Raw genomic sequence first — 20,970 nt, 5'->3', positions numbered from 1 at the left:
GGCGTTTCTTCCGCTCTTCCCCAGTCCCCACCGCTCCTGACTTCCCTTGAACGGAGAACAGGAATGTCCGTGCTCACGACGTCCTCGACGACGGCGCCCACCACCTCGTACGTCACCTCGATCGCCCACACCCAGGAGCAGATCCACGCCGCGCAGCGGTTGCGCTACCAGGTGTTCGGCGAGGAGAGGGGCGGCCGGCTGGACGCCGCGGTCGACGGCCGCGACGTGGACGAGTTCGACGAGATCATGGACCACCTGATCGTCACGGACACGGCGACGGGCACCGTGGTCGGCACCTACCGGCTGCTTCCCCCCGGGCGCAGCGAGCGGCTCTACTCGGACACCGAGTTCGATCTGCGCGGCCTGCCGACCGAGGTCCGCTCGTCCATGGTCGAAACCGGCCGGGCCTGTGTCCACGCCGATCACCGCACGGGCGCGGTCATCAACCTCATGTGGGCCGGGCTGGCCCGCTATGTGCTGCTGTCCGGCCATCGCTATCTCGCGGGCTGTGCCTCGGTTCCGCTGGCCGAGGGCGAGGGGGCCGCCGCCAACGCCTGGCTGCTCGGCACCAGCAAGCACGCCGCCCCGCCCGAGATGCGGGTTCACCCGCTCGACCCGTGGATACCCTCGCGGCCGCTGGACGGCGAGCCCAGCTACGCCGACCTGCCGCCGCTGCTCCGCGGCTATCTGCGGGTCGGCGCCTGGATGTGCGGCTCCCCGCAGCACGACCGGGCCTTCAACGACGCCGACTTCTTCGTGCTGCTGGACACCGAGCGGATGAACGACCGCTACCGCCGCTACTTCCTGGGTGAATCCCAGTGACCGACGCGGCCGCGATGAGTCTGCCCGAGCACGCCTGGGCGGGCTGGTCCCCGTGCACTCCCGGCTGTGTCTCCCACGCCGCCGACCGTGTCCCGGCCACCCGGGGCGCCCGGCGGGCCGCGGTCTTCGGCCGGGCGGTGATGGGCGCGCTGCTGTCCGGGCGGCGGATCGCCGAGCCCGAGACGCTGCGGGCGCGGGCGGCGACGCTGCTGGACTCCCTCGGCATCCGGCTGGAGGTGACGGGCGACAGCACGCTCAGCGCGCCCGGCGGCACCGGCACGCTCGTCGTGGCGAACCACATCTCCTGGCTGGACATCCTCGCGCTGCTCGCGGTGGAGCCCGTGGTGATGCTGGCCAAGCGGGAGATCGCGGGCTGGCCGCTGATCGGCTCACTGGCCACCCGCGCGGGGACGCAGTACATCGACCGCGGCTCGTTGCGCCAACTCCCCGACACCGTACGGGAGATGGCGGCCCGGATGCGTGACGGCCAGTCGGTGATGGCCTTCCCGCAGGGCATCACCTGGTGTTCGGGCGCGGGCGGCAGCTTCCGGCGGGCCACCTTCCAGGCCGCGCTGGACGCGGGTGCGCCGGTGCGCCCGGTGACCCTGGAGTACGTCCAGCACGGCGTCCCGACCACGGTGGCCGCCTTCGTCGGCGAGGACGACTTCGGCGGCTCGCTGCGCCGGGTGCTGCGCGCCGACGGGCTCACGGTGCGGGTGGCCGTGCACCGTGAGCTGCGGCCGATGCGGGACGTCGACGACCGGCGCACGGTCGCGGCACAGGCCCAGGCGACCGTCTGCGGGGCGCGGTTGCCCCTGCATCAGGAGTTCCCCGCCCTCGAACTGGCACGCTGAGCCCGTCCGCTCCGGGCCCTCCGTCCCGGGCCCTCCGTCCCGGGCGCCGCGTCCCGTCGAAGGACGGCGCCCGGGGCAGTGCTCAGCTCTCCGTGCGCCGGTCCTTGACCCGGCGGATCTTGCCCACGGAGCGCTCCAGCGTCTCCGGGTCCACGATCGCCACCTCGACCGTGAGCCCCACCCCGTCCTTCACTCCCCGCGCGATCGCCGCCGCGGCGGCCGCTCGCTGCTCGGGGCCGACGCCGGGGCGGGCCTCGATCCGCACCACCATATGGTCCATCCGGCCGCGCCGGGTCAGCTCGAGCTGGAAGTGCGGGGCCACCGCCGGGACCCGCAGCACGATCTCCTCGATCTGGCTGGGGAAGACATTGACCCCGCGCACGATGAGCATGTCGTCACAGCGGCCGGTGATCTTCTGGATGCGCCGGAAGGCGGGGCGGGCGGTGCCGGGCAGCAGCCGGGTGAGATCGCGGGTGCGGTAGCGGATGACGGGGAGCGCCTCCTTGGTGAGGGTGGTGAAGGCCAGTTCCCCCTCCTCGCCGCCGGGCAGCACCGCGTCGGTGAACGGGTCGACGATCTCCGGGTAGAAGTGGTCCTCCCAGACGTGCAGCCCGTCCTTGGTCTCCACGCACTCCTGGGCCACCCCGGGGCCGATCACCTCCGAGAGCCCGTATATGTCCACCGCGTGGATGTCCATGCGCTCCTCGATCTCGCGGCGCATCTCCTCCGTCCAGGGTTCGGCGCCGAAGATGCCGACCTGGAGGGAGGTGGAGCGGGGGTCGACGCCCTGCCGCTCGAACTCGTCGAGGAGCGTCAGCAGATAGGAGGGCGTGATCATGATGATCTCGGGCCTGAGGTCCTGGATGAGCCGCACCTGCCGGGCGGTCATTCCCCCGGAGGCGGGGATGACGGTGCAGCCGAGCCGCTCGGCGCCGTAGTGGGCGCCGAGGCCGCCGGTGAACAGGCCGTAGCCGTAGGAGATGTGCACCTTGTGGCCGGGCCGGCCACCGGCCGCGCGGATCGAGCGGGCGATCACCTCCGCCCATACCGCCAGGTCGTGCTCGGTGTAGCCGACGAGGGTGGGGCGGCCGGTGGTGCCGCTTGAGGCGTGCAGCCGCCGCACCTCGCTGTGCTCGACGCCGAACATCCCGAAGGGGTAGGTGTCGCGCAGATCGTCCTTGGTGGTGAAGGGGAACCGGGCCAGGTCCCCCAGGGTGCGGCAGTCCTCGGGGCCGACCCCGGCCGCGCGGAACTTCTCGCGGTACAGCTCGACATGGTCGTACGCATGGCGCAAGGTGGCGCGCAGCCGGGTGATCTGGAGCGCCCTCAGCTCCTCGGTGCTCATCCGCTCGGCGTCGTCGAGCGGAGCCACGCTCAGGGATTCCGCCATGGGCCGTCCACCACCTCCGCTTGCCGACCGAACATTCGGTCACCGTTCGGGCGCGGTCCAGTAATCCAGCATCCGACCTGGCTGTCAAGGGTCCGGACAGCCCGGGCCGCGCCGGTACGCACCCCGGCCGGACGCGGAACGGTTGCGAGGACGGTGAACGATCGGCGCCACCCCTCCGTATCCGTAAATGCGGTGGACGCAGCCGCGACCCGGATCCGATGCGAGAGGGCCTTTCATGTACGACGCCGCCGACGCTCCGCACCCGCTCCGGACCGCCGACCGCCCCCCGCGCCGCCATGGCCCGCGCGCGGTGGCGATGGCGGTCGCGGCGGCGGTGGGCGCACTGCTGACCGTCGCCGGATGCGGCGGCGGGGACGGTAAGGCGGACGCCAAGGCGGAGACCGGGGGAAACGCCGCCCGGCCGAGCGCGAGCCCCGCGCCCAAGGCCGCGCGGGTGGAGCAGCTCGCCTCGGCCGCCGGCTGCGAGCCGCAGTTCACCACCAAGGTGGACGACTACCGCCAGGCCGTGTGCAAGACCGTCAAGGGCAAGTTCGTCTTCCTCGACTTCGTCACCGCCAAGGGCCAGCGCGACTGGCTGGAGACCGCGCAGATGTACGGCGGGGTCTATCTGGTCGGCAACCGCTGGGTGCTGTCGTCCTCCCCCAGGAAGAACATGGAGAGGCTCCGGGAGGAGTTCGGCGGCACCATCGAGGAGGAGACCTCCTACGGGGACGCCTCCCGCGCCCCCCAGTGAGGATCTTTCCCCTCCCCGCCCCTTCCCGCAGCATCGATATGCGGCGCCGCCTTTCAGCCCCTCCGGCGTTTGAGGAGCGGGGTCTGGGGCGGAGCCCCAGTTGAGGGAAGGGGCGGGGAGGGGAGCAGCCCGCCGCAGGCGCCACGACCCGCCGGACACCCCCTACACGTCGGCGAGCGCCCGCAGCGTGGCGGCCTCCCGGGGCAGCAGCCGCTCGTCGTCCTCCGGGACGAACTCCAGCAGGACATCCATCGGCGGACCGCCGGACACCGCGGCACGGTGCGTGCGCAGCCGCTCGAAGGTGCTGCGCCACAGCGGGGCGCGGGCGGTCAGCGGCAGCCGGGTGGTCCCGGGCCACCAGGAGAAGGCGTGCACCGCGGCGATCCGGTCCCCCAGCGCGTCCAGTCCCTTCAGCGCCTCGGCGTCCGGCATGTCGACGGGCGGCTGCCAGTAGGTGGCGACCTCGGCGCGGTCCACCTCGGCCAGCAGCCGGAGGGTGTGGTCCGCGCCGTCGGTCAGGGTGTTCCGGTGGAATTCGTAGGCGAGTTCCACCCCCGCGTCCGCGGCGAGCGCGGCGGCGCGCCGGGTGTCCTCGACGACCGCGCGGCGCGCCTCGGGCGGGGTCTCCCGGGTGCCCGTGGCGCCCGCCCAGATCCGGATGCGCGGGGCGCCGAGCGCCACGGCGGAGCGGAGCACCGCGTCGAACTCCTCCGGGTCGCCGCGCCCGGCACGGTAGTAGGAGCCGTACGAGGCGACGGCGAGCCCGGCGGCCACGGTGGCGTCGCGGACCCGCCGGGCGGTGTCCTCGTCGCCGGGCGGCACATGGACGTCACCGCCCCATTCGACGCACTCCAGGCCCGCTCCGGCCACGGCGGCGATCACCTGGTCCGGGTCGAGCCGGCGCAGCGTCACCGAGCAGATGCCGAGCCGCGTCATGCGCCCGCCTCCGTGACGGTGGGCGCGTCGCCCGCGCCGAAGTCCACCACGACGCCTTGGCCGTCCGGCAGCCGTACGGTGACCGCGAGCCCGTTCACCTCGGCGGTGGCGAGATCGGCGAGGGGGACCGGATCGCGTTCGCCGGTGAGCGAGGCCAGTGCGACGAAGAGGGTGCCTGCGGAATCCTCGCCGACGGTGCCGGTGAGTTCGGGGACCAGGGCCCATGGACCGTACGCGGTGCCCTGCGGCGCCCTGACGGCGGTGGCGCTCTGCCAGCCGTGCAGTCCGAGGAGCTGACCGGTCACCTCTTCCCCGTCCAGCCGTATCTCGGCGCCCTGTTCGGTCTCCGCCGGGGTGCCCGGGGGCAGGGCGACGGCCCAGCCGCTGTGGTGGATCCGGGTCCCGGCGGGGACGCCCACGGCGCGGTGGACGCGCACTTCGAGCCGGCCGCGGACGAGGGTCAGGCTGTCGACGCGGATCGAGGGCACCTTGGGGCCGGCGTCGGGGAAGGCCGGGGTGTGGGAGGAGGCGAGCCAGTCGGGGCCCGCGGCCAGGGGGTGGATGCGCAGCCGCGCGCTGCGCACTCCGCGCACCTCGATGGCGATGTGGTTGTCGGGAGTGTTGTCCGCGCTGGTGGGACCGGTGCGGGTGGAGTAGGCGAGCCGGGCGTAGAGCGGGTCGGCGGGCCCGTGCTCGGCCTCCCAGGGGCGGAGCTTGTAGCTGCCGTGGTTGTGCAGCCGCACCAGCCCGTCCCGGCCCGTGGTCTGGACGAGGAACCCGGCGGCGGGCAGCGCCAGCGCCCGGTCCGGCCCCTCGGCGGGCGCGGCCTCCTCGGTGGCGGTCCACACCGGGTGGTCGGGCGGCAGCAGCAGGGCGAGGAACCCCTTGGAGGCCCAGTAGGGCGAGCCGGGCCCGGAGTAGCACTGCAGGGTCGCCGCGTGCGGCCCGTACCAGCCCAGGCTCAGCACCCCGTCATCGGTCAGCGCCCCGCGGTCCAGGAAGTGGCGCAGCGCTCCGCTGAGAACGCGGCGGGTGGCCCCGGGGGCGAGGGGGGTGTGGCCGGTGAGGGCGCCGAGGGCCACCGAGGCGACGGCGGCGAAGCGGTAGGTGAGGGAGCGGCCGTGGTGGATGGGGGCACCGTCGGCGTCGAAGAGCAGCGAGAAGCCCTCGAGGAAGGTGCGCAGTCGGGGGCCGAGCCGGTCCAGCAGCGCTTCGTCGGCGGCGAGATGGGCGTGGAGCAGCGGGTACATGTGCAGTGCCCAGCCGTTGTAGTGGTCGAACGACCGCCCGTCGCCGTCGGAGTACCAGCCCTGGCCCTCGTACCAGCCCTCCAGGAGGCCGAGCCCCCGCTCGATGGCGCGCGCCGTCTCGGCGTCACCGCGTCCGGCGGACTCCAGGAAACCGGCGACGGTAAGGGGGAAGAGATACCAGTTGTTGGGGGCGGGCTGGTGGCGCAGCGCACCGCGCAGCCACTCCTCGGTGCGGTCCTGGGCGTCGGACGGCAGGGCGTCCCAGGTCCACGGCGCGGTCAGCCGCAGGCCCAGGGCCACGGACGCGGACTCCACCATGGGCTGGCCGTGGGCGCCGTGATGGCCGATCACCGGCCAGGACTCGGCGTCGTCGCGCCCGGGGGTGAGGGTGCCGCGGGCGATGCCCGCGGTGTAGCGCTCCAGGAAGCCGTGCTGGTCCTTGCCCGAGGCCCCGGCGGTGCGGAAGGCGGCGAGGAGGAAGGTGCGGGCGAACCCTTCGAGCCCGTCGGAGCGCACCCCGGACCTCGACGGGGGGCCGGGCAGGTCGATCAGCCCCTGGCCGGGGGTGGCGTAGCGGAGGGCGGCGTGCAGCATGCCGTCCGCGGCGGCCTCCCAGTGGGCGCGGGTGTAGCCGGTGTGGGGGCTGAGGGTGCGGTCGTCGGCGGGGAGGAGGAAGGGGAGCTCGGGCATAGCGGGGTGAGCCTCCTGGGGTCGCGGGACGTGAGAGGGCGCGCCTCTTACGCCGAACGGTCGAGGATCTCCGGTCGTACGGGGTGGGCGAAGTCGCGGCCGGTGACGTAGTTCTCGATCTCGCCGATGGCGAGGTCGGCCAGGCGGCGCAGCTCACCGCTCTTGGATCCGGCGATATGCGGGGTGATCAGCGCGTTGTCGCAGTCGTACAGCGGTGAGGCGGCGGGCAGCACCTCCGGCACGGTGACATCGAGGACGGCGCGGATCCGCCCGGCCACCAGCTCCTCGGTCAGCGCGTCCTGGTCCACCACCGCCCCGCGCGCGGTGTTGATGAGCGTGGCGCCGTCCGGCATGGCGGCCAGCAGCTCCCGGCTGACCAGCCCCTGGGTGGCGGGCAGCAGGGGGGTGTGGACGCTGATGACATCGCTGCCGGCGAAGAGTTCCCGCAGGCCGACCTGGAGCGCGCCGAGTTCCCGCGCCTCCTGAGCCGTGACGTACGGGTCGTACAGCCGCAGGTCGAGGTCGTACGGGCGAAGCAGCTCGATCACCCGGCGGCCGATGACGGAGGCGCTGAGGATGCCCACTGTCCGGCGGTAGTTGCCGGCGTCCGGATAGCGCTCGTTCCAGTCGATGGTGCGCCGCTCGGCGCGGTAGTCCCGGGCGATGTCCAGGATGCGCTTGTTGGACAGCAGGATCATGGCGACGGTGTATTCGGCGACGGGTACGGCGTTGGCCGCGGCCGCCGAGGAGACCGCGATGCCACGCTCCCAGCAGGCGTCGGTGATGTGGTGGCGCACGGTGCCCGCGGTGTGGACGACGGCGCGCAGCCGGGGCGCGGCGTCCAGCGCGCGGCGGTCCAGGGGCGGGCAGCCCCAGCCGGTGACCAGCAGTTCGGCATCGGCGAGGGCACGGCGCGCGGCCGGGGTGGTGAAGTCGTCGAGGACGAGGCCGGGATCGAGGTCGAGGAGTTCGGTGAGCCGGTCCATACTTCCGGATCCGAGCACCTGCCGGGCGGAGCGCTCGGCCATGGCCAGGGCGGCTCGGGGGCGGTGGCGGGCGGAGAGGTGCGGGTCGGTCACTTGACGCTCCCTGCGGTCAGTCCGGACTTCCAGTAGCGCTGCAGCATCACGAACGCCACGATCAGCGGCACGACGGCGAGCAGTGAGCCGATGACCACGAGGGGGTAGTACTCGGGCGAGACGGTGGCGGCGCTGTTCCAGGTGTAGAGGCCGAGGCTGAGCGGATACAGGTGCTGGTCGGAGAGCATCACCATCGGAAGGAAGAAGTTGTTCCAGATGGCCGTGAGCTGAAAGAGGAAGACGGTCACGAACCCGGGCCCGAGCATCCGCAGGCTGACGCGTACATAGGTCTGCAGTTCGCCCGCGCCGTCGACCCGGGACGCCTCCAGCACCTCGTTGGGCACATAGCCGCTGCTGAGCAGGCGGGCGAGGTAGACGCCGAAGGGGTTGAAGAGCACCGGGATGAAGACCGACCAGAAGGTGTTGACCATGCCGATGTTGGAGGCCACCAGATAGAGCGGCAGGGCCAGCACGGTCGGCGGCACCATGACGCCGGTGAGCACGAGGCCGAACAGCTTCTCCTTGTGCCGGAACTCGTACTTGTCGAAGGCGTAGCCCGCGGCGACGCTGATGAGCGAGCCGACCAGGGCGCCGACGACCGCGTACAGCAGGCTGTTGACGTACCACTCGCCGTAGAGCCCGCCGTCCATGGAGAACAGGTCGGAGAGGTTGCGCCCGAAGGAGAAGTCGCCGAAGGAGAGGATGTCGCTGCCGAAGAGGGCGTCGGCGTTCTTGGTGGACGCCAGCACCAGCCACAGCGCGGGCAGCATGGTGTAGAGGGCGGCGATCAGGACCACGGCGTTGGCGATGCCACGGCTGGTCAGCTTGGAGCGCCCGAAGGGCTTGCCGAGCGGTCTGGCCGGCGGTCCCTGGGGGGTGTTCACGGGGGTGGTGGGTGTGGTCGTGGTCATCACGCTCTCCGTTCCCGGCGGCCCGACCAGCGCGTCACGGCGTACGACAGGACACAGGTGACGATCAGGAGGATGACGGAGGCCGCGGAGGCGAGTCCGTAATTGTTGCGGCGGAAGGCCGCGTCGTAGATGTACATGTTCGGGGTGAAGCGGGAGTTGACCATCGGGGTGGCCTGGTTCATCAGCATGGGTTCGGTGAACAGCTGGAGCGCGCCGATCAGGGAGAACATGCACACCATGACGACGGAGCCCCTGATGATGGGCACCTTGACCTGGAGCGCGGTGCGGATGCCCCCGGCGCCGTCGATGGTCGCCGCCTCGATCACCTCACGCGGCAGCGCCTGGAGCGCGGCATAGAAGATGATCATGTTGTAGCCGAGCCCGCTCCACAGGGCGATATTGACGATCGACGGGAGCACGGTGTGCAGACCGAGGAAGTCGATGGTGATGTCGGCCTGGGCGAAGAGCTTGATGACCGGGCTGAGCCCCGGGGTGTAGAGGTACAGCCAGATGACGGCCGCGATGATGCCGGGAACGGCGTGCGGCAGATAGACCAGCATCTGCACGGTCCGCCGCAGCCTGATGAGGCCCGAGTCGAGCAGCAGGCCGAGCGCGAGCGCGCTGATGACCACGAGCGGGACGAAGATCACGCAGTAGAGGGCGATGGTGCCGAACCCGGAGAGGAAGCTGGGGTCCTGCAGCACCGAGAGATAGCTGCGCAATCCGGTGAAGACGGTGCGCCCGCCGCCGAAGCCGAGTCCCTCGTGGTCCTCGGAGAAGAGGCTGAGGTAGACGGCGTAGCCGACGGGGACCAGGAACACGGCGACGAGCAGCGCTGTGAAGGGGGTCAGCAGAACGGCGGCGGCGACCCTCTGCTGGCGTCGTCCGGTTCTGCGGGGCGGGTCGGCGGCGGCCGCCGATGGCGGTGCCGCCCCTTTCGAGGACATGACAGTGCTCACGGATTACCTCGGCTCAGGCGGGATGAGGTACGGCTCGGGGCGAGAAGGAGAGATGAGGGGGTTCAGCGGGTGGTGACCGACAGGCCGAGGCTCTTCAGATCGGGCATGGTCCGGCTCTGGGCATCGCGCAGGGCTTTGAGGATGTCGCCGCTGCCGGCACCCGCCTTGGCGAGCCCGTCGTCACCGGAGCTGGTGGTCGAGGTCATCCGCGGGCCCCACTTCCAGGTGGGCGCGATCCGCTCGGCCTCCTTCTGGAAGAGACCGAAGATGTCCTGGCCGGAGTAGTAGCTGGTGTCCATCTCCTTGCGGGCGACCGGCACGAGGCTGGGCACGGACGGGAAGGCGCTGCTGACCCCGCTGGCGAGCTTGGCCTTCAGGGCGCCGGGGCTGGTCACCATCCAGGAGATGAACTCCATGGCCTCCTTGGGGTGCCGGCTGTCCTTGGTGACCAGGAAGGTCGAGCCGCCCTGGGTGCTCACCTTGGGTTTCGCCGGATCCCACTGCGGCATCGGCGCGATGGCCCATTTGCCCTTGCCGTCAGGGGTGGACGCCATCATCGAGCCCGCGGCCCAGGCGCCCGCCAGATAGCCGGCCGTCTCCCCGCTGCGCAGATGGGCCCGCCACTGCTGACTGGCCCCGGGCTCGACCCGCACCAGATCGTCGTCCATCAGCCGCTGCCAGTAGCCGGCGACCTTACGGGTGGGGGCGTCGTCCATGTTGATCTGCCAGGTGTCCCCGGCGGTGTCGTACCACTGCGCCCCGGCCTGCCAGGCGTAGCCCGCCATATAGAGGGTGCCGCCGGTGGTGAATAGGCTGGCGATACGCGACCGGGGCTGGGCCTGCTTGAGCTTGCGGGCCGAACTCTCGAACTCCGCCCAGGTCTTGGGGACCGGGATGTGGTTCTTGGTGAAGATGTCCTTGCGGTACAGGAAGACCATCGGCTCGATGTCCACCGGTACGGCGTAGGTGCGCCCGTCGAAGGTGGTGAGGTCCAGCGCCTGCGGCAGGATCTTCTTGCGTACCGAGTCGGGCATCAGCTTGGTGATGTCCCGGGGCACGCCGTCGATGGTGAAACCGGGTAGCTGGGGGTATTCGATGGTGGCGACGTCGGGGGCGTTGCCCGCGCGCGCGGCGTTGCTGAGCTTGGTCCAGCCGCCCTGCTCCCCGGAGGGGACCTGCTGGAATTCGACTTTGATGCTGTCGTGGGTGCGGTTGAACTCGTCGACGACTTCCTGACTGCCGCGCAGCGCCGACCAGAAGGTCAGGCGTACGGGACCGTCGCCGACGGTGTCGGACCCGCGACTTGTGGAGCAGCCCGCCAGAACGAGGGCGAGCAGCGTGAGCAGTGCGGTGGTGCCCGCCGTCGCCCGGCGTCCGGTTGCCGAGCGACCTGGGCGTCTATGACCAGGCATGGGCCCTCCCCTGATTCAGCGGTGGAGTCAGGGGAATCTTGAGCGCTTGACTGAAAAGCCGTCAATACATCGAACAGAAGAAACTAAAGCGGTCAAACAATCAGAGAAGTTGGGCGGTGGAATCCCGGACCACCAGCTCCGGCAGCAGCTCCAGATGGCGGGCGGCGCCGGCCCACCGCCCGGCCCGCGTCCGCTCCAACTGACGGGTCAGCAGCTCCAGCGCCGCCTGTCCGACCTCACCCTTGGGCGGGGCCACGGCCGTCAGCGCGATCTGCCCCATGTCGGCCACCACATCGTTGTACGCGACCACCGAACAGTCGCGCGGCACCTCGACACCCGCCTCACGCAGCCGCTGGACCAGCACCAGCGCGTCCATGTCGCCGTGGATCAGCGCGGCGGTGGCCCCGGCGCGGCGCACCGCGTCGGCCAGGTCGGCCGCGCCCGCGTCACGCGGGCGCGGATCGGGCCCGGCGGTGCGCGAACTGAGCATCACCGGGCAGCCCTCACGGATGCCACGGGCCGCGGTCTGCGCGGCGAACTCCGCCCGGATCACCCGTGCGGTGGGGCTGTCGTCGCGCGCCGCCAGCACGATGCGCCGATGCCCCAGCGAGGTCAGATGCTCGAGCGCCAGATGGACCCCGTGGGCGTGGTCCGAGCGCACACAGTCCAGGCCGTAGATGGCGCTGCCCCGGTGGGGCCGGCGCTCCACCAGCACCACGGGGAGCTCCAGGGCGCCGAGCCACGCGTGGTCCGCCCGCTCCTCCGCCTCGGTGCGCCAGCGCGGCGAGAGCAGCAGGCCCCGCGCGCCCGCGTCCAGCGCCTGGCGGACCGCGCGCTCGGTGCCGCGCTCGTCCGCGGCGATGTGCAGCGCGAGCCGCAGCCCGGCCTTCTCGGCGGCCTCGCGCGCCGCCTGGACGGCCTCGGTGAGATAGGTGTTGCGCTCGGGGACCACCATGCCGATGGTGTCGCCGGTGGCGGTGGACTCCTGGGCCATCGGCCGCAGCGAGCGCGCCACCCCGTGGCCGCGGCGCACCTCCCCGCGCTGGGCCAGGTCTTCCACGTCCCGCCGTACGGTGACGACGGACACCGCCAGCTCATCCGCGAGATCGGTGATCCGCGCGCTGCCCCGGGCCTCCACCAGTGCCGCGATCCGTGCCTGCCGCTTCCGCGCCGACTCCCGCATGTTCCCCACCCCTGACGCGATCGGCTTTCGTCTGTACTCGAAACACCGCCATAGTAGCGATCATTCGATCAGAAAGCAGTCGGCGGGTGTCCGGAGGTGGTCAGCACTCGGTGACGCCACGCGCCCGCAGGGCCGTCCGCAGGGCCCGTGTCGCGTAGTACGTCCGCGATTTGACGGTTCCGGGAGGCACCCCGAGCGCCCGGGCGGCCTGGCTGACGCTGCGGTCCAGGTAGTGCAGGTGCAGCAGCACCTCTCTTTGCGGAGGCGCCAGGTCCGCCATCGCGTCCCACACCAGTTGGGCGGTGAGCGCCTGATCGACCGCGTCCGGCGCGGCCAGCAGCGCCATCTCCGCCTCACCGGCCGTCTCCACCGGCCGCTCCGCCTGGTCCTGGTGGCCATTGGTCACCAGGTCGCTGACCACGGTGAACAGCCGGTTACGGACGGTGTCGTCCATGGGGCCGACGTCCATGGGGCGCTGCCAGGCGTGGATCGCCACCTCCTGCACGATGTCCTGGGCCCGGTGCCAGTCCCCGCCCAGCATCCGGGCCGCCAGGCGGTGCAGCGCCGAGCCGTGCCGTCGGTACAGCGTCCGTAAGAAGGTGTCGGCGTCGGTCGTGACGGCCGCCGTGCGGATGTTCATCGTCTCGTTCCCCCGAGGTTCATGTGTCAATGGCGCGAGCGTAAAAGAAGGGTGACGTCGATTGAGTGACGAAAGTCTGACGTCACATGGCGGCCGGAAGAACCCGGTGCCCGAAACGGGCTCGACTAAGATCCCTAGTTGTGCGATTTACGGTGGTAGGCCCGGTCAGGGCGTGGCGTGGCGAGGTCGAGCTGGAGCTGGGTCCGCCCAAACAGCGAGCGCTGCTCGCGCTGCTGCTGGTGCGGGCGGGACAGCCCGTGGCGCTCAGCGAAATCGTCGACGTGCTCTGGGCGCAGGATCCGCCGAGCACCGCGGTGAATGTGGTGCACCGCCATGTGGGGTCGGTGCGCCGGCTGCTGGAACCCGGGCTGCCGACGCGGGCGGAGGGCAGCCGGCTGGTACGCAGCTCGGGCGGCTACCGGCTGAACGCCGACGCGGACGCGCTGGATCTGCTGCGCTTCCGGAAGCTGAGCGAATCGGCGCGGCGCACCGCCGCCGCGGGCGAGCCGGAGCGGGCGGCCGAGCTCTTCTCACAGGCACTCGCCCTGTGGCAGGGACCGACCGCCACCGGGGTCCCCTCCGACATCCAGTCCCATCCCGTCTTCTCCGGTGTCGACCGGGAACTTCTGGCCGTCGCCAAGGAGGCCGCCACGACGGCGCTGGCCTCCGAGGTCCCGGAGCGGCTGCCCACCGTGCTCCAGCAGTTCGCCGCCCACCATGCGCTGGACGAGACCCTGCAGGCACAGCTGATCCGGGTGCTCGCCGCCACCGGACGGCGGGCCGAGGCGCTGGAGGTCTTCTCGACCGCGCGGAACCGGCTGGCCGATCAGCTCGGCGTACCGCCCGGCCGCGAGCTGCGCGCCGCCCATCGCGAGGTGGTGCCCCGGTCGACCCCGGCCCCCGCCGAGCCGGTCCAACCGGTCCCTCCGGCGGCGCCGCCCGCCCCGGCGGTCCGCCCGGCTCAGCTCCCGCCCGACCTGCCCGCGTTCAGCGGACGCCATGCCGAACTCGCCGGTGTCCATACTCTGCTGCCCGAGGGCGCCGAGGCCGGATCACCGGGTCCGGTGGTGATCAGCGCGATCGACGGGATGGCCGGGATCGGCAAGACCACACTGGCCGTGCACTGGGCCCATCGGATCGCCCACCGCTTTCCGGACGGGCAGCTCTACGCCAATCTGCGCGGCTTCGATCCGACCGGCTCGATGATGTCGCCGAACGAGGCGCTGCGGGCGTTCCTCCACGCGCTGGGGATTCCACCGAACCGGGTGCCCACGGGTCTGGACGCCAAGACCGCGCTGTACCGCAGTCTGCTGGCGGGGCGGCGGATGCTGATCCTGCTGGACAACGTGGTGGACTCCCAGCACGTCCGGCCACTGCTGCCCGGCTCCCCCGGCTGTCTGACCATCGTCACCAGCCGCAATCAGCTCCACGGTCTGATAGCGAGCGAGGGGGCCCGTCCCCTTACTCTGGGGCCGCTGTCCCCGGCCGAGTCCCATGAGGCGCTGGTCCGGCGGCTGGGCACGGACCGGGTCGCCGCGGAGCCGCAGTCGGTGGCGACCATCATCCGGCTGTGCGGGCGGCTGCCGCTCGCGCTGGCCGTGGTGGCCGCCCGGGCCGCGACCCGTCCTTCCTTTCCCCTTTCTTCTGTCGCCGCGGAGTTGCGCGAGAGCCAGGGAAACCTCGACGCGTTCGCGGGCGCCGATCCGAGCACCGACGCGCGGAGCGTCTTCTCCTGGTCCTACCGGGCCCTGGACCGGGAGGCCGCCCGGCTGTTCCGGCTGCTCGCCCTGCATCCGGGGCCCGAGGTCTCCGCCGCCGCGGCCGCGAGCCTGGCCGGGCTCCCGCTCCGGGTCACCCGTGCCCTGCTGACCGCGCTCACCCGCGCCCATCTGCTGGTGGAGCAGGCCCCGGGCCGCTACACCTTCCACGATCTGCTGCGGGCCTACGCCATGGAGCTGGTCCAGGACCACGACCCGGACGAGATCCGCCACGACGCCCGGCACCGGATGTTCGACCACTATCTGCACACCGCGCGCACCGCCGCCACGCTGCTCGCCCCGCACCGGACCGAACCGCTGCCGCTGTCCCCGGCCCGGCCCGACGCCGCGCCCGAGCACCTCGGCGGCCAGGACCGCGCCGAGGCATGGCTCTCGGCCGAGCGGGTCGTTCTGCTGTCGGTCGTCGAGCACGCCCGCGACCACGGATTCCCGTCCCACGCCTGGCGGTTGGCCGTGACGCTGGAACTCTTCCTGGACCGGCGCGGCCACTGGCAGGAGCAGACCGCCATCCAGCGCACCGCGCTGGGGGCGGCCCGGGCGCTGTCCGACCGGCTCGGCCAGGCGCACAGCCACCGCACTCTGGGGTTCGCCGAGGGACGGCTGGGCCGGTACGAGGAGGGATGTGGCCACCTGGACCGGGCGCTGGAGCTGTTCACGGAGCTCGGCGAGGCGGGCGGACAGGCCCGCACCCTGCGCTCCCTGGCCTTTCTTTCCAACAGCCAGAGCCGCTACCAGGAGGCGCTGGACCACTACCGGCCCGCGCTCGACCACTACCGCGCCGCGGCCCACCTCAGCGGACAGGCCAGCGTGCTCAACGAGATCGGCTGGACCCATATCCTCCGCGGTGAGTACGAGCACGCGCTGGCCCACTGCCGCCAGGCCGTCGAACTGCACCGGCGGATCGGCGACTCGGCCGGCGAGGCCGCCGCGCTGGACAGCCTGGGGTACGCGTACCACCACCTCGGACGGTATGAGCACGCCCTCACCTCGTACCGCCGGGCGCTCGCCATCTACCGCGAGATCAGCGACCGGTACCTGGAGGCCGACACACTGCACCACCAGGGGGATACCCGGCTGGCCCAGGGCGACCTGGCCACCGCGCTCACCGACTGGCGAGGGGCCCTGGAGATTCTCCAGGAGCTGAACCACCCCGATGCCCGGGTCCTCGACGGCAAACTGGGGCAGTACCGGCAGTCACCGCATCCGGCCTCGGCTCTCAGCGGATGACGGGGCCTGGTGGGCGTGGTCTTCCGCGCTGTCGTATCCACGGCGGGGCGCCTCCGGGTCGTCGGGACGGTGCGCGGCGGGCCGCTCGGGAGCGGCCGGGCACCGGGTTCTCCCTGCCGTACGTACGGGCCCGGTGAGTTGCTCAGCCGGGCGGGAAAAAACTTCTCAACGCCCCTCCGGATCGCGGCCGCGCAGGGTAGCAGCCGGAAGTGATCTCTGTCCCGGCTTTATTCACTGGTGATGAGGTCTCCACGACCGAGCCACACGAGGTACTAGCGTCCGGTGTCACTCCGAACCAAGGAGGGCGCTGTGCCACCAGCAAAGCTCACCAGACCCATCGCCTCCAGCCGAACCATCGGCACCGGGCTCATCATTGGGGCGCTCGCCGTCACACTGGCGGCTATCCTCATCCCGGTGTCGCTGTTCGGCGAGAGCAGCGCGGCCCTGCCGCGCAACGGCGTCAAGGACGACGGCGGTGGGACGGTCAGCACCCAGTACGGGCCACTCACGGCCACTGACCGGGACTTTGTCCGCAAAGTCAGGCTCGCCGGAACGTGGGAGCTCCCCGCCGGGCGGCTCGCCCAGGAGCGGGACGTTCGGGACGCGGTGAAGACCGCAGGTGAGCATCTCATCGAGGGACACACCGAACTCGACCGCCGCTCCGAGGAGGTCGGCCGGGCACTCGGGATCCCGCTGCCCAACCAGCCCAACGCACAGCAACAGGGCTGGCTGAACGAGATGACCAGCGCCGGCAGCAGCGCCCAGTTCGAGCGGGTGTTCGCAAACCGGTTGCGCGCCGCCCACGGCAAGGTGTTCAACCTTGTGGCGCAGGTGCGAGCCGAGAGCCGCAACTCCATGGTCAGATCTCTGGCCACCAGGGCCAATGCCATCGTTCTCGACCACATCACGGTCCTCGAGGACACCGGGCTTGTCGACTTCGACACCCTCTAACGACTAAGTGAAGTGATCTTATGAGGCAACAGACCCACAAACGCGGGCGGTTCACCAATAAGACCGTCGCCATCGTCGCCGCCCTGGCGCTCGGCGGTGGCGGGGCCGCGATCATCGCCGCCAACGCGTCCGCCCACGGCGACAAGGGCGACTCCGGCCAGAACAACACCGTGGCCGCGAAGGCGGGGACGATCCAGTGCCCCGATGTGGGGCAGAAGCTGAGTGATGTGCCGGAGAAGGCCAGGCCCAAGGTCGACAAGAACCTGGCCGAGCTGGACAACCAGGTGGCCAAGGCCTACCAGCAGATGAACCAGCAGCAGGGTTCGAACGACGCGGTGCTCTCCAAGCTCAACGACCAGCGCTCCCGGACGATGGACAACATCGGCTCGGCCATGGGCGGCGACAACTCTCAGCTCCAGGGCATGACCGACTGCAAGTGGCAGGAGGTCGCCACCCAGAGCGGTCAGCAGCAGGGCGACCAGCAAGGCGGCGACCAGCAGGGCGGCCAGCAGCAAGGCGGCGACCAGCAAGGCGGTCAGCAGGGCGGCGATCAGCAGGGCGGCGATCAGCAAGGCGGCGGCGACCAGGGCGGCGAGGGCGCCAACGACGTGCCCGGCAACGCGGGCGGCCAGGCGGGCAACGGCCCCTCGCAGGACGACTTCGTCGACATCACCAAGGTGCAGCCGAACGTCCAGCAGCCGCCGCAGGCCCAGCAGAACGGCTCCACCGGCACCTTCGCCACGGAGTGCGGCGTCGGCGACCCCGAGCTGCGCAACAGCGACAACGTGATCGTCGCGCCCGGTGTCGGCAACGGCGCCCACCACACCCACGACTACGTGGGCAACGACAGCAACGACGCCTTCGCCAACAACCAGACCTTCGAGCAGGGCGGCACCTCCTGCGAGAACCAGGACGACAAGTCGACGTACTACTGGCCCGTGGTCCGCGCCCAGGACGGCAAGGACGAGGCGGACGCCAATGACCTCGGCGGCGGCCAGGAGGGCAACGTCGGCACGATCCTGACCCCCACCAGCTCCAAGATCGAGTTCAAGGGCAACGCGCAGAGCAAGGTCACGGCGATGCCGAAGTTCCTGCGGATCATCACCGGTGACGCCAAGGCGTTCACCAACGGCGACGCCAACGCCAACGCCTCCTGGAGCTGCACCGGCTTCGAGGACCGGCAGCTCACCGACAAGTACCCGCTCTGCCCCGAGGGCAGCTCCGTCACCCGGACCTTCGACTTCCAGAGCTGCTGGGACGGCCAGAACATCGACAGCGCCAACCACCGTGACCACGTGGCCTTCGCGGGCGAGGACGGCTCCTGCCCCAACGGCTTCCAGGCCATCCCCCAGCTGGTGAACACGATCACCTACGATGTGCCGGCCAACACCCCGTTCGCCGTGGACGGCTTCCCCGAGCAGTTGCACAAGCCCATCACCGACCACGACGACTTCATCAACGTGATGTCGGAGGACCTGATGAACGAGGCGGTGGACTGCATCAACAGCGGCAAGCAGTGCGGCTGATGGAACACAGTCACCAGGCGCGCGTCGGCCGTTCGGCCGGCGCGCGCCGCGCTGCCACCGCGCACTTACACGAGGCCGCGGACGACGACGCGGCCACCGGCCCTCCGGCGGCGGGACATCCGGACACCGAGGGGCTCCAGGGCCGGGGACATACCAACCGCCCGGTCCGCCCGGTCCCGGACCAGGAGCTCACCCGGCAGCTGACGGAGGGTTACCGGTCGGGCAGCAGCAGCCCGGCGGCGGGCGACCTGCTCTACCGCCGCCACCACGCGGCGACCCTGCGCTACGCCCTGACCTGCTGCCGTGACCCGCATGACGCCGAGGACCTGGCCTCCGAGGCGTTCTTCCGTACCTTCCAGGCCGTTCGCGCCGGGGGCGGACCCCGGGGTCCCTGGCGGCCGTATCTGCTCACGGTGGTGCGCCATACGGCGACGGAGTGGAGCGCCGGGGAGCGCCGGGTGCTGCTGACCGCCGACTTCGAGTCCTGGCGGCAGTACGCGTCCACGGCCGATCCCCAGCAGCATCTGGTGGCCCGGGAGGACCGCCGGTTGCTCATCCGCAGCTTCCGGGGGCTTCCCGAGCGCTGGCAGACCGTGCTGTGGCTGACCCTCGTCGAGGAGGAGTCCCCGCACCGGGTGGCCGTGGTCCTGGGCATCTCCCCCAGCGGGGTGACCTCGTTGGCCTTCCGGGCCCGGGAGGGGCTGCGCGAGGCGTATCTGCGAGCCCATCTGGAGTCGGCGCGCGACGACCGGTGCCGGCACTACAGCGGCCTGATCGGCGCCTCGGTGCGCCGCGGCGGGGTGCGCGACCGGGCCCTCGCGCGCCATCTGGCCGGATGCGCCTTCTGCTCCCACGCCTACGGCGAACTGCTCGGCCTGAGCGCGGCGATGCGTACGGCCCCGCGTACGGCGGCGCCCGCCGGGGCGCGAGGCTAGGGTCCCTCCGGCGATCCCGCTCGTCCGCGCGGCGGGTCCCGGATCGGCCCGCGACAGCGAGAACCGCCGACCGCGTGAGCGCGGCCGACGGTTCGCCTTCTGCGGGTCAGAGTCCGTTGACGCGCGCCTCCCTGGCGATGCCCAGCGGCCGGACACCGGGGGGCGCACCGGCACGGGTCCGGCGGCCGGCCCGGGACGCGTGGCGCCGTATCCGGTCCATCTGCGCCATCAGCCTGCGGCCGCGCAGCGCCATCTCCAGCTCGAAGCGTATTCGGGGGTCCCGCAGGCCCGGCCCGAAGAGCTTCTCGATCTGGCGCAGCCGGTAGCGCACGGTCTGCGGATGCACCTTGAGGGCCTTGGCCGCCTCGGGCGCGCCACCGCCCTCCAGCCAGGCCAGCAACGTCATCTGCAGCCGCTCGCTCTGCCGGGGGGTCAGCCCGACCAGCGGCTTGAGCCACCGGGCGGCCAGCGCCCGGACCAGCGACTCGTCCTGCAGGAGCAGCAGCATCGACAGATGGTCGTCGACGAAGAGCACCCGGGCCTCGGGGCCGGGGCGGGCGGGCGCCAGGGTCAGCAGGCGCCGTGCCCACCGCACCGACGAGGACGCGTCGTTGAGCGGCACCACATGGCCCACGGCCGCGGTACGGCCGCGCAGCGCGGTCTCCAGTGCCGCCCGGGTGCCGGGCTCGGCGGGCGCTTCGCGCTCCGGCTCCCGGTCGCCTTCCTGAGTGGCGGCGGTGGTGGCGGTCTCCGCGGTGGGGTGGCCCGGGTCCGCGTCCGGGTCGGGGATCAGCAGGCACAGCTCGTCGCCGACCGCGCCGATGAGGGTGTCTCCCAGCACGGCGGCCAGTTGCGGCGCCTCGCCCGGGGTGGGCAGGGCGATGGCCTGCACCGTCTCGGGTAGCGGCCACCGGGCGGCCCGGGAGAGCTCCATCAAGGTGCGCTCGGAGACCGCCACTTCACCGATGAGGGCCTCGAACAGATCGCGCCGGGCCCGCTCGGGCGGCACCTCGGCCAGCGCCTCCTCACCGGATGCGGGGGCGGCGGTCTGCTCGCCCGCGCCGTCCTCGCCCGCCTTGCGGTGGCCGAGTGCCGTCAGGAGAGCCTGCTCGACTCCCCCTCGGACCTTGTCTCGCTCAGAGTCCTCCAGGAGTTCGGCGAATCCCGGAATTCTGTGCCGAAGGTTCTCAACCACCTCGTCGGCCAGGGACGGGAGTTCATTGCGCAGCACGCGGGTCCACTCGCCACGGGGGCGGGACCAGATGCGGTTCACGAGTTCGCCCATCATTACCTCGTTCTTGCCGGGGGGAGACCTGGCCGTTGGGGGGTCGGCCAGGTCCGTGGAGGTTGCCTCCGTGACCGGTTCGTCCAGTACCGGTCAGGGAGTCGAGGGTCCTCCGCTACGTCATAGAGGACCCGGCCCCCTCCCGGTCCCGACACTTTGCCGGATCTTTGCCATTGAAACGACATTGGATCAACCGGGAGCGGCGTGGGCGGGGCCCGTCCACCAGAAGTTGTCACGTTACGACAAATCTTATGGAGATCAGGTGTACTTCCGAGAAGCTGCTGCCCCCAAGACGACTTTGACGTATCTCGTCACCCGCGCGAATCCGCGCGATCGGGAGGCTCCAATGTCCATGTCCCAAACGCCGCTCCCCTCCTCGCAGGGGCGT

General features: G+C 71.5%; 17 protein-coding genes. 7 read left to right on the top strand and 10 right to left on the bottom strand.

Going from position 1 to position 20,970, the window contains the following annotated elements; genetic code table 11:
* Positions 1–63 precede the first annotated feature (63 nt).
* A complete protein-coding gene (locus CGL27_RS41750) occupies positions 64–822 on the top strand; it encodes a GNAT family N-acyltransferase (RefSeq protein ID WP_078639211.1) in 759 nt (252 codons plus the stop codon).
* Positions 819–1,676, top strand: a complete 858-nt coding sequence (locus tag CGL27_RS41745; protein WP_119992677.1) for a lysophospholipid acyltransferase family protein — start codon at positions 819–821, stop codon at positions 1,674–1,676. Before CGL27_RS41750 ends, CGL27_RS41745 begins: the two co-directional genes overlap by 4 nt.
* An 82-nt stretch (positions 1,677–1,758) precedes the next feature.
* Here CGL27_RS41745 and paaK read toward each other — a convergent pair whose 3' ends face one another.
* A complete protein-coding gene (gene paaK / locus CGL27_RS41740; protein WP_119992675.1) occupies positions 1,759–3,066 on the bottom strand; it encodes a phenylacetate--CoA ligase PaaK in 1,308 nt (435 codons plus the stop codon).
* Between the two features lie 235 nt (positions 3,067–3,301).
* Between paaK and CGL27_RS41735 the strand changes: the two genes are divergently transcribed.
* The gene (locus CGL27_RS41735; protein ID WP_119992674.1) at positions 3,302–3,820 is read left to right on the top strand and encodes a hypothetical protein; all 519 of its coding nucleotides are present in this window, start codon (positions 3,302–3,304) and stop codon (positions 3,818–3,820) included.
* A 162-nt stretch (positions 3,821–3,982) separates the two neighbouring features.
* Here the strand turns inward: CGL27_RS41735 and CGL27_RS41730 are convergent, their stop codons facing one another.
* The 8 genes from CGL27_RS41730 to CGL27_RS41695 all read right to left on the bottom strand — a co-directional run bounded on the left by CGL27_RS41730 (position 3,983) and on the right by CGL27_RS41695 (position 12,880).
* Positions 3,983–4,756, bottom strand: coding sequence for a TIM barrel protein (locus CGL27_RS41730; protein WP_119992672.1), 774 nt, complete (start codon positions 4,754–4,756; stop codon positions 3,983–3,985).
* A complete protein-coding gene (locus CGL27_RS41725) occupies positions 4,753–6,696 on the bottom strand; it encodes a DUF2264 domain-containing protein (RefSeq protein WP_119992670.1) in 1,944 nt (647 codons plus the stop codon). The genes CGL27_RS41730 and CGL27_RS41725 overlap by 4 nt, the downstream gene beginning before the upstream one ends.
* Before the next feature lie 47 nt (positions 6,697–6,743).
* The gene (locus tag CGL27_RS41720; RefSeq protein ID WP_162953366.1) at positions 6,744–7,724 is read right to left on the bottom strand and encodes a hydroxyacid dehydrogenase; all 981 of its coding nucleotides are present in this window, start codon (positions 7,722–7,724) and stop codon (positions 6,744–6,746) included.
* Positions 7,725–7,771: 47 nt separating this feature from the next.
* Positions 7,772–8,686, bottom strand: coding sequence for a carbohydrate ABC transporter permease (locus tag CGL27_RS41715; protein WP_078639216.1), 915 nt, complete (start codon positions 8,684–8,686; stop codon positions 7,772–7,774).
* Positions 8,686–9,633 carry a sugar ABC transporter permease gene (locus CGL27_RS41710; RefSeq protein WP_078639217.1) on the bottom strand — a complete coding sequence of 316 codons (948 nt, stop codon included), beginning with the start codon at positions 9,631–9,633 and terminating at the stop codon, positions 8,686–8,688. Before CGL27_RS41710 ends, CGL27_RS41715 begins: the two co-directional genes overlap by 1 nt.
* A 74-nt stretch (positions 9,634–9,707) precedes the next feature.
* Positions 9,708–11,057, bottom strand: a complete 1,350-nt coding sequence (locus tag CGL27_RS41705; RefSeq protein WP_119992666.1) for a sugar ABC transporter substrate-binding protein — start codon at positions 11,055–11,057, stop codon at positions 9,708–9,710.
* Between the two features lie 100 nt (positions 11,058–11,157).
* Entirely contained in the window at positions 11,158–12,240 is a 1,083-nt protein-coding gene (locus CGL27_RS41700) for a substrate-binding domain-containing protein (protein ID WP_078639219.1), read from the bottom strand.
* Between the two features lie 100 nt (positions 12,241–12,340).
* Positions 12,341–12,880, bottom strand: coding sequence for a sigma-70 family RNA polymerase sigma factor (locus CGL27_RS41695; RefSeq protein WP_078647135.1), 540 nt, complete (start codon positions 12,878–12,880; stop codon positions 12,341–12,343).
* Positions 12,881–13,020: 140 nt separating this feature from the next.
* On the opposite strand from CGL27_RS41695, the gene CGL27_RS41690 reads away from it, so the two are divergent.
* The 4 genes from CGL27_RS41690 (at position 13,021) to CGL27_RS41675 (ending at position 19,297) form a co-directional block, all read left to right on the top strand.
* Positions 13,021–15,885: a BTAD domain-containing putative transcriptional regulator gene (locus CGL27_RS41690; protein ID WP_346345770.1), complete on the top strand. Its 2,865-nt coding sequence runs from the start codon at positions 13,021–13,023 to the stop codon at positions 15,883–15,885.
* Positions 15,886–16,194: 309 nt separating this feature from the next.
* Positions 16,195–16,836, top strand: coding sequence for a DUF4142 domain-containing protein (locus CGL27_RS41685; protein ID WP_078639221.1), 642 nt, complete (start codon positions 16,195–16,197; stop codon positions 16,834–16,836).
* 20 nt (positions 16,837–16,856) lie between these two features.
* Positions 16,857–18,362 (top strand): DUF1996 domain-containing protein, encoded by a 1,506-nt coding sequence (locus tag CGL27_RS41680; protein ID WP_119992663.1) that lies wholly within the window; start codon positions 16,857–16,859, stop codon positions 18,360–18,362.
* On the top strand, positions 18,362–19,297 hold the full coding sequence (locus CGL27_RS41675) for a sigma-70 family RNA polymerase sigma factor (RefSeq protein WP_119994809.1): 936 nt from the start codon (positions 18,362–18,364) through the stop codon (positions 19,295–19,297). Before CGL27_RS41680 ends, CGL27_RS41675 begins: the two co-directional genes overlap by 1 nt.
* A 106-nt stretch (positions 19,298–19,403) precedes the next feature.
* Here CGL27_RS41675 and CGL27_RS41670 read toward each other — a convergent pair whose 3' ends face one another.
* Entirely contained in the window at positions 19,404–20,582 is a 1,179-nt protein-coding gene (locus CGL27_RS41670) for a PucR family transcriptional regulator (protein WP_162953188.1), read from the bottom strand.
* Between the last annotated feature and the right edge of the window lie 388 nt (positions 20,583–20,970).

The sequence above is a fragment of the Streptomyces sp. 11-1-2 genome, from assembly GCF_003595545.1.
GTDB lineage: Bacteria > Actinomycetota > Actinomycetes > Streptomycetales > Streptomycetaceae > Streptomyces > Streptomyces hygroscopicus_B.
The sequence above is the reverse complement of the archived record's forward strand: the minus strand, read 5'-3'. Positions and strand labels throughout refer to the sequence as shown.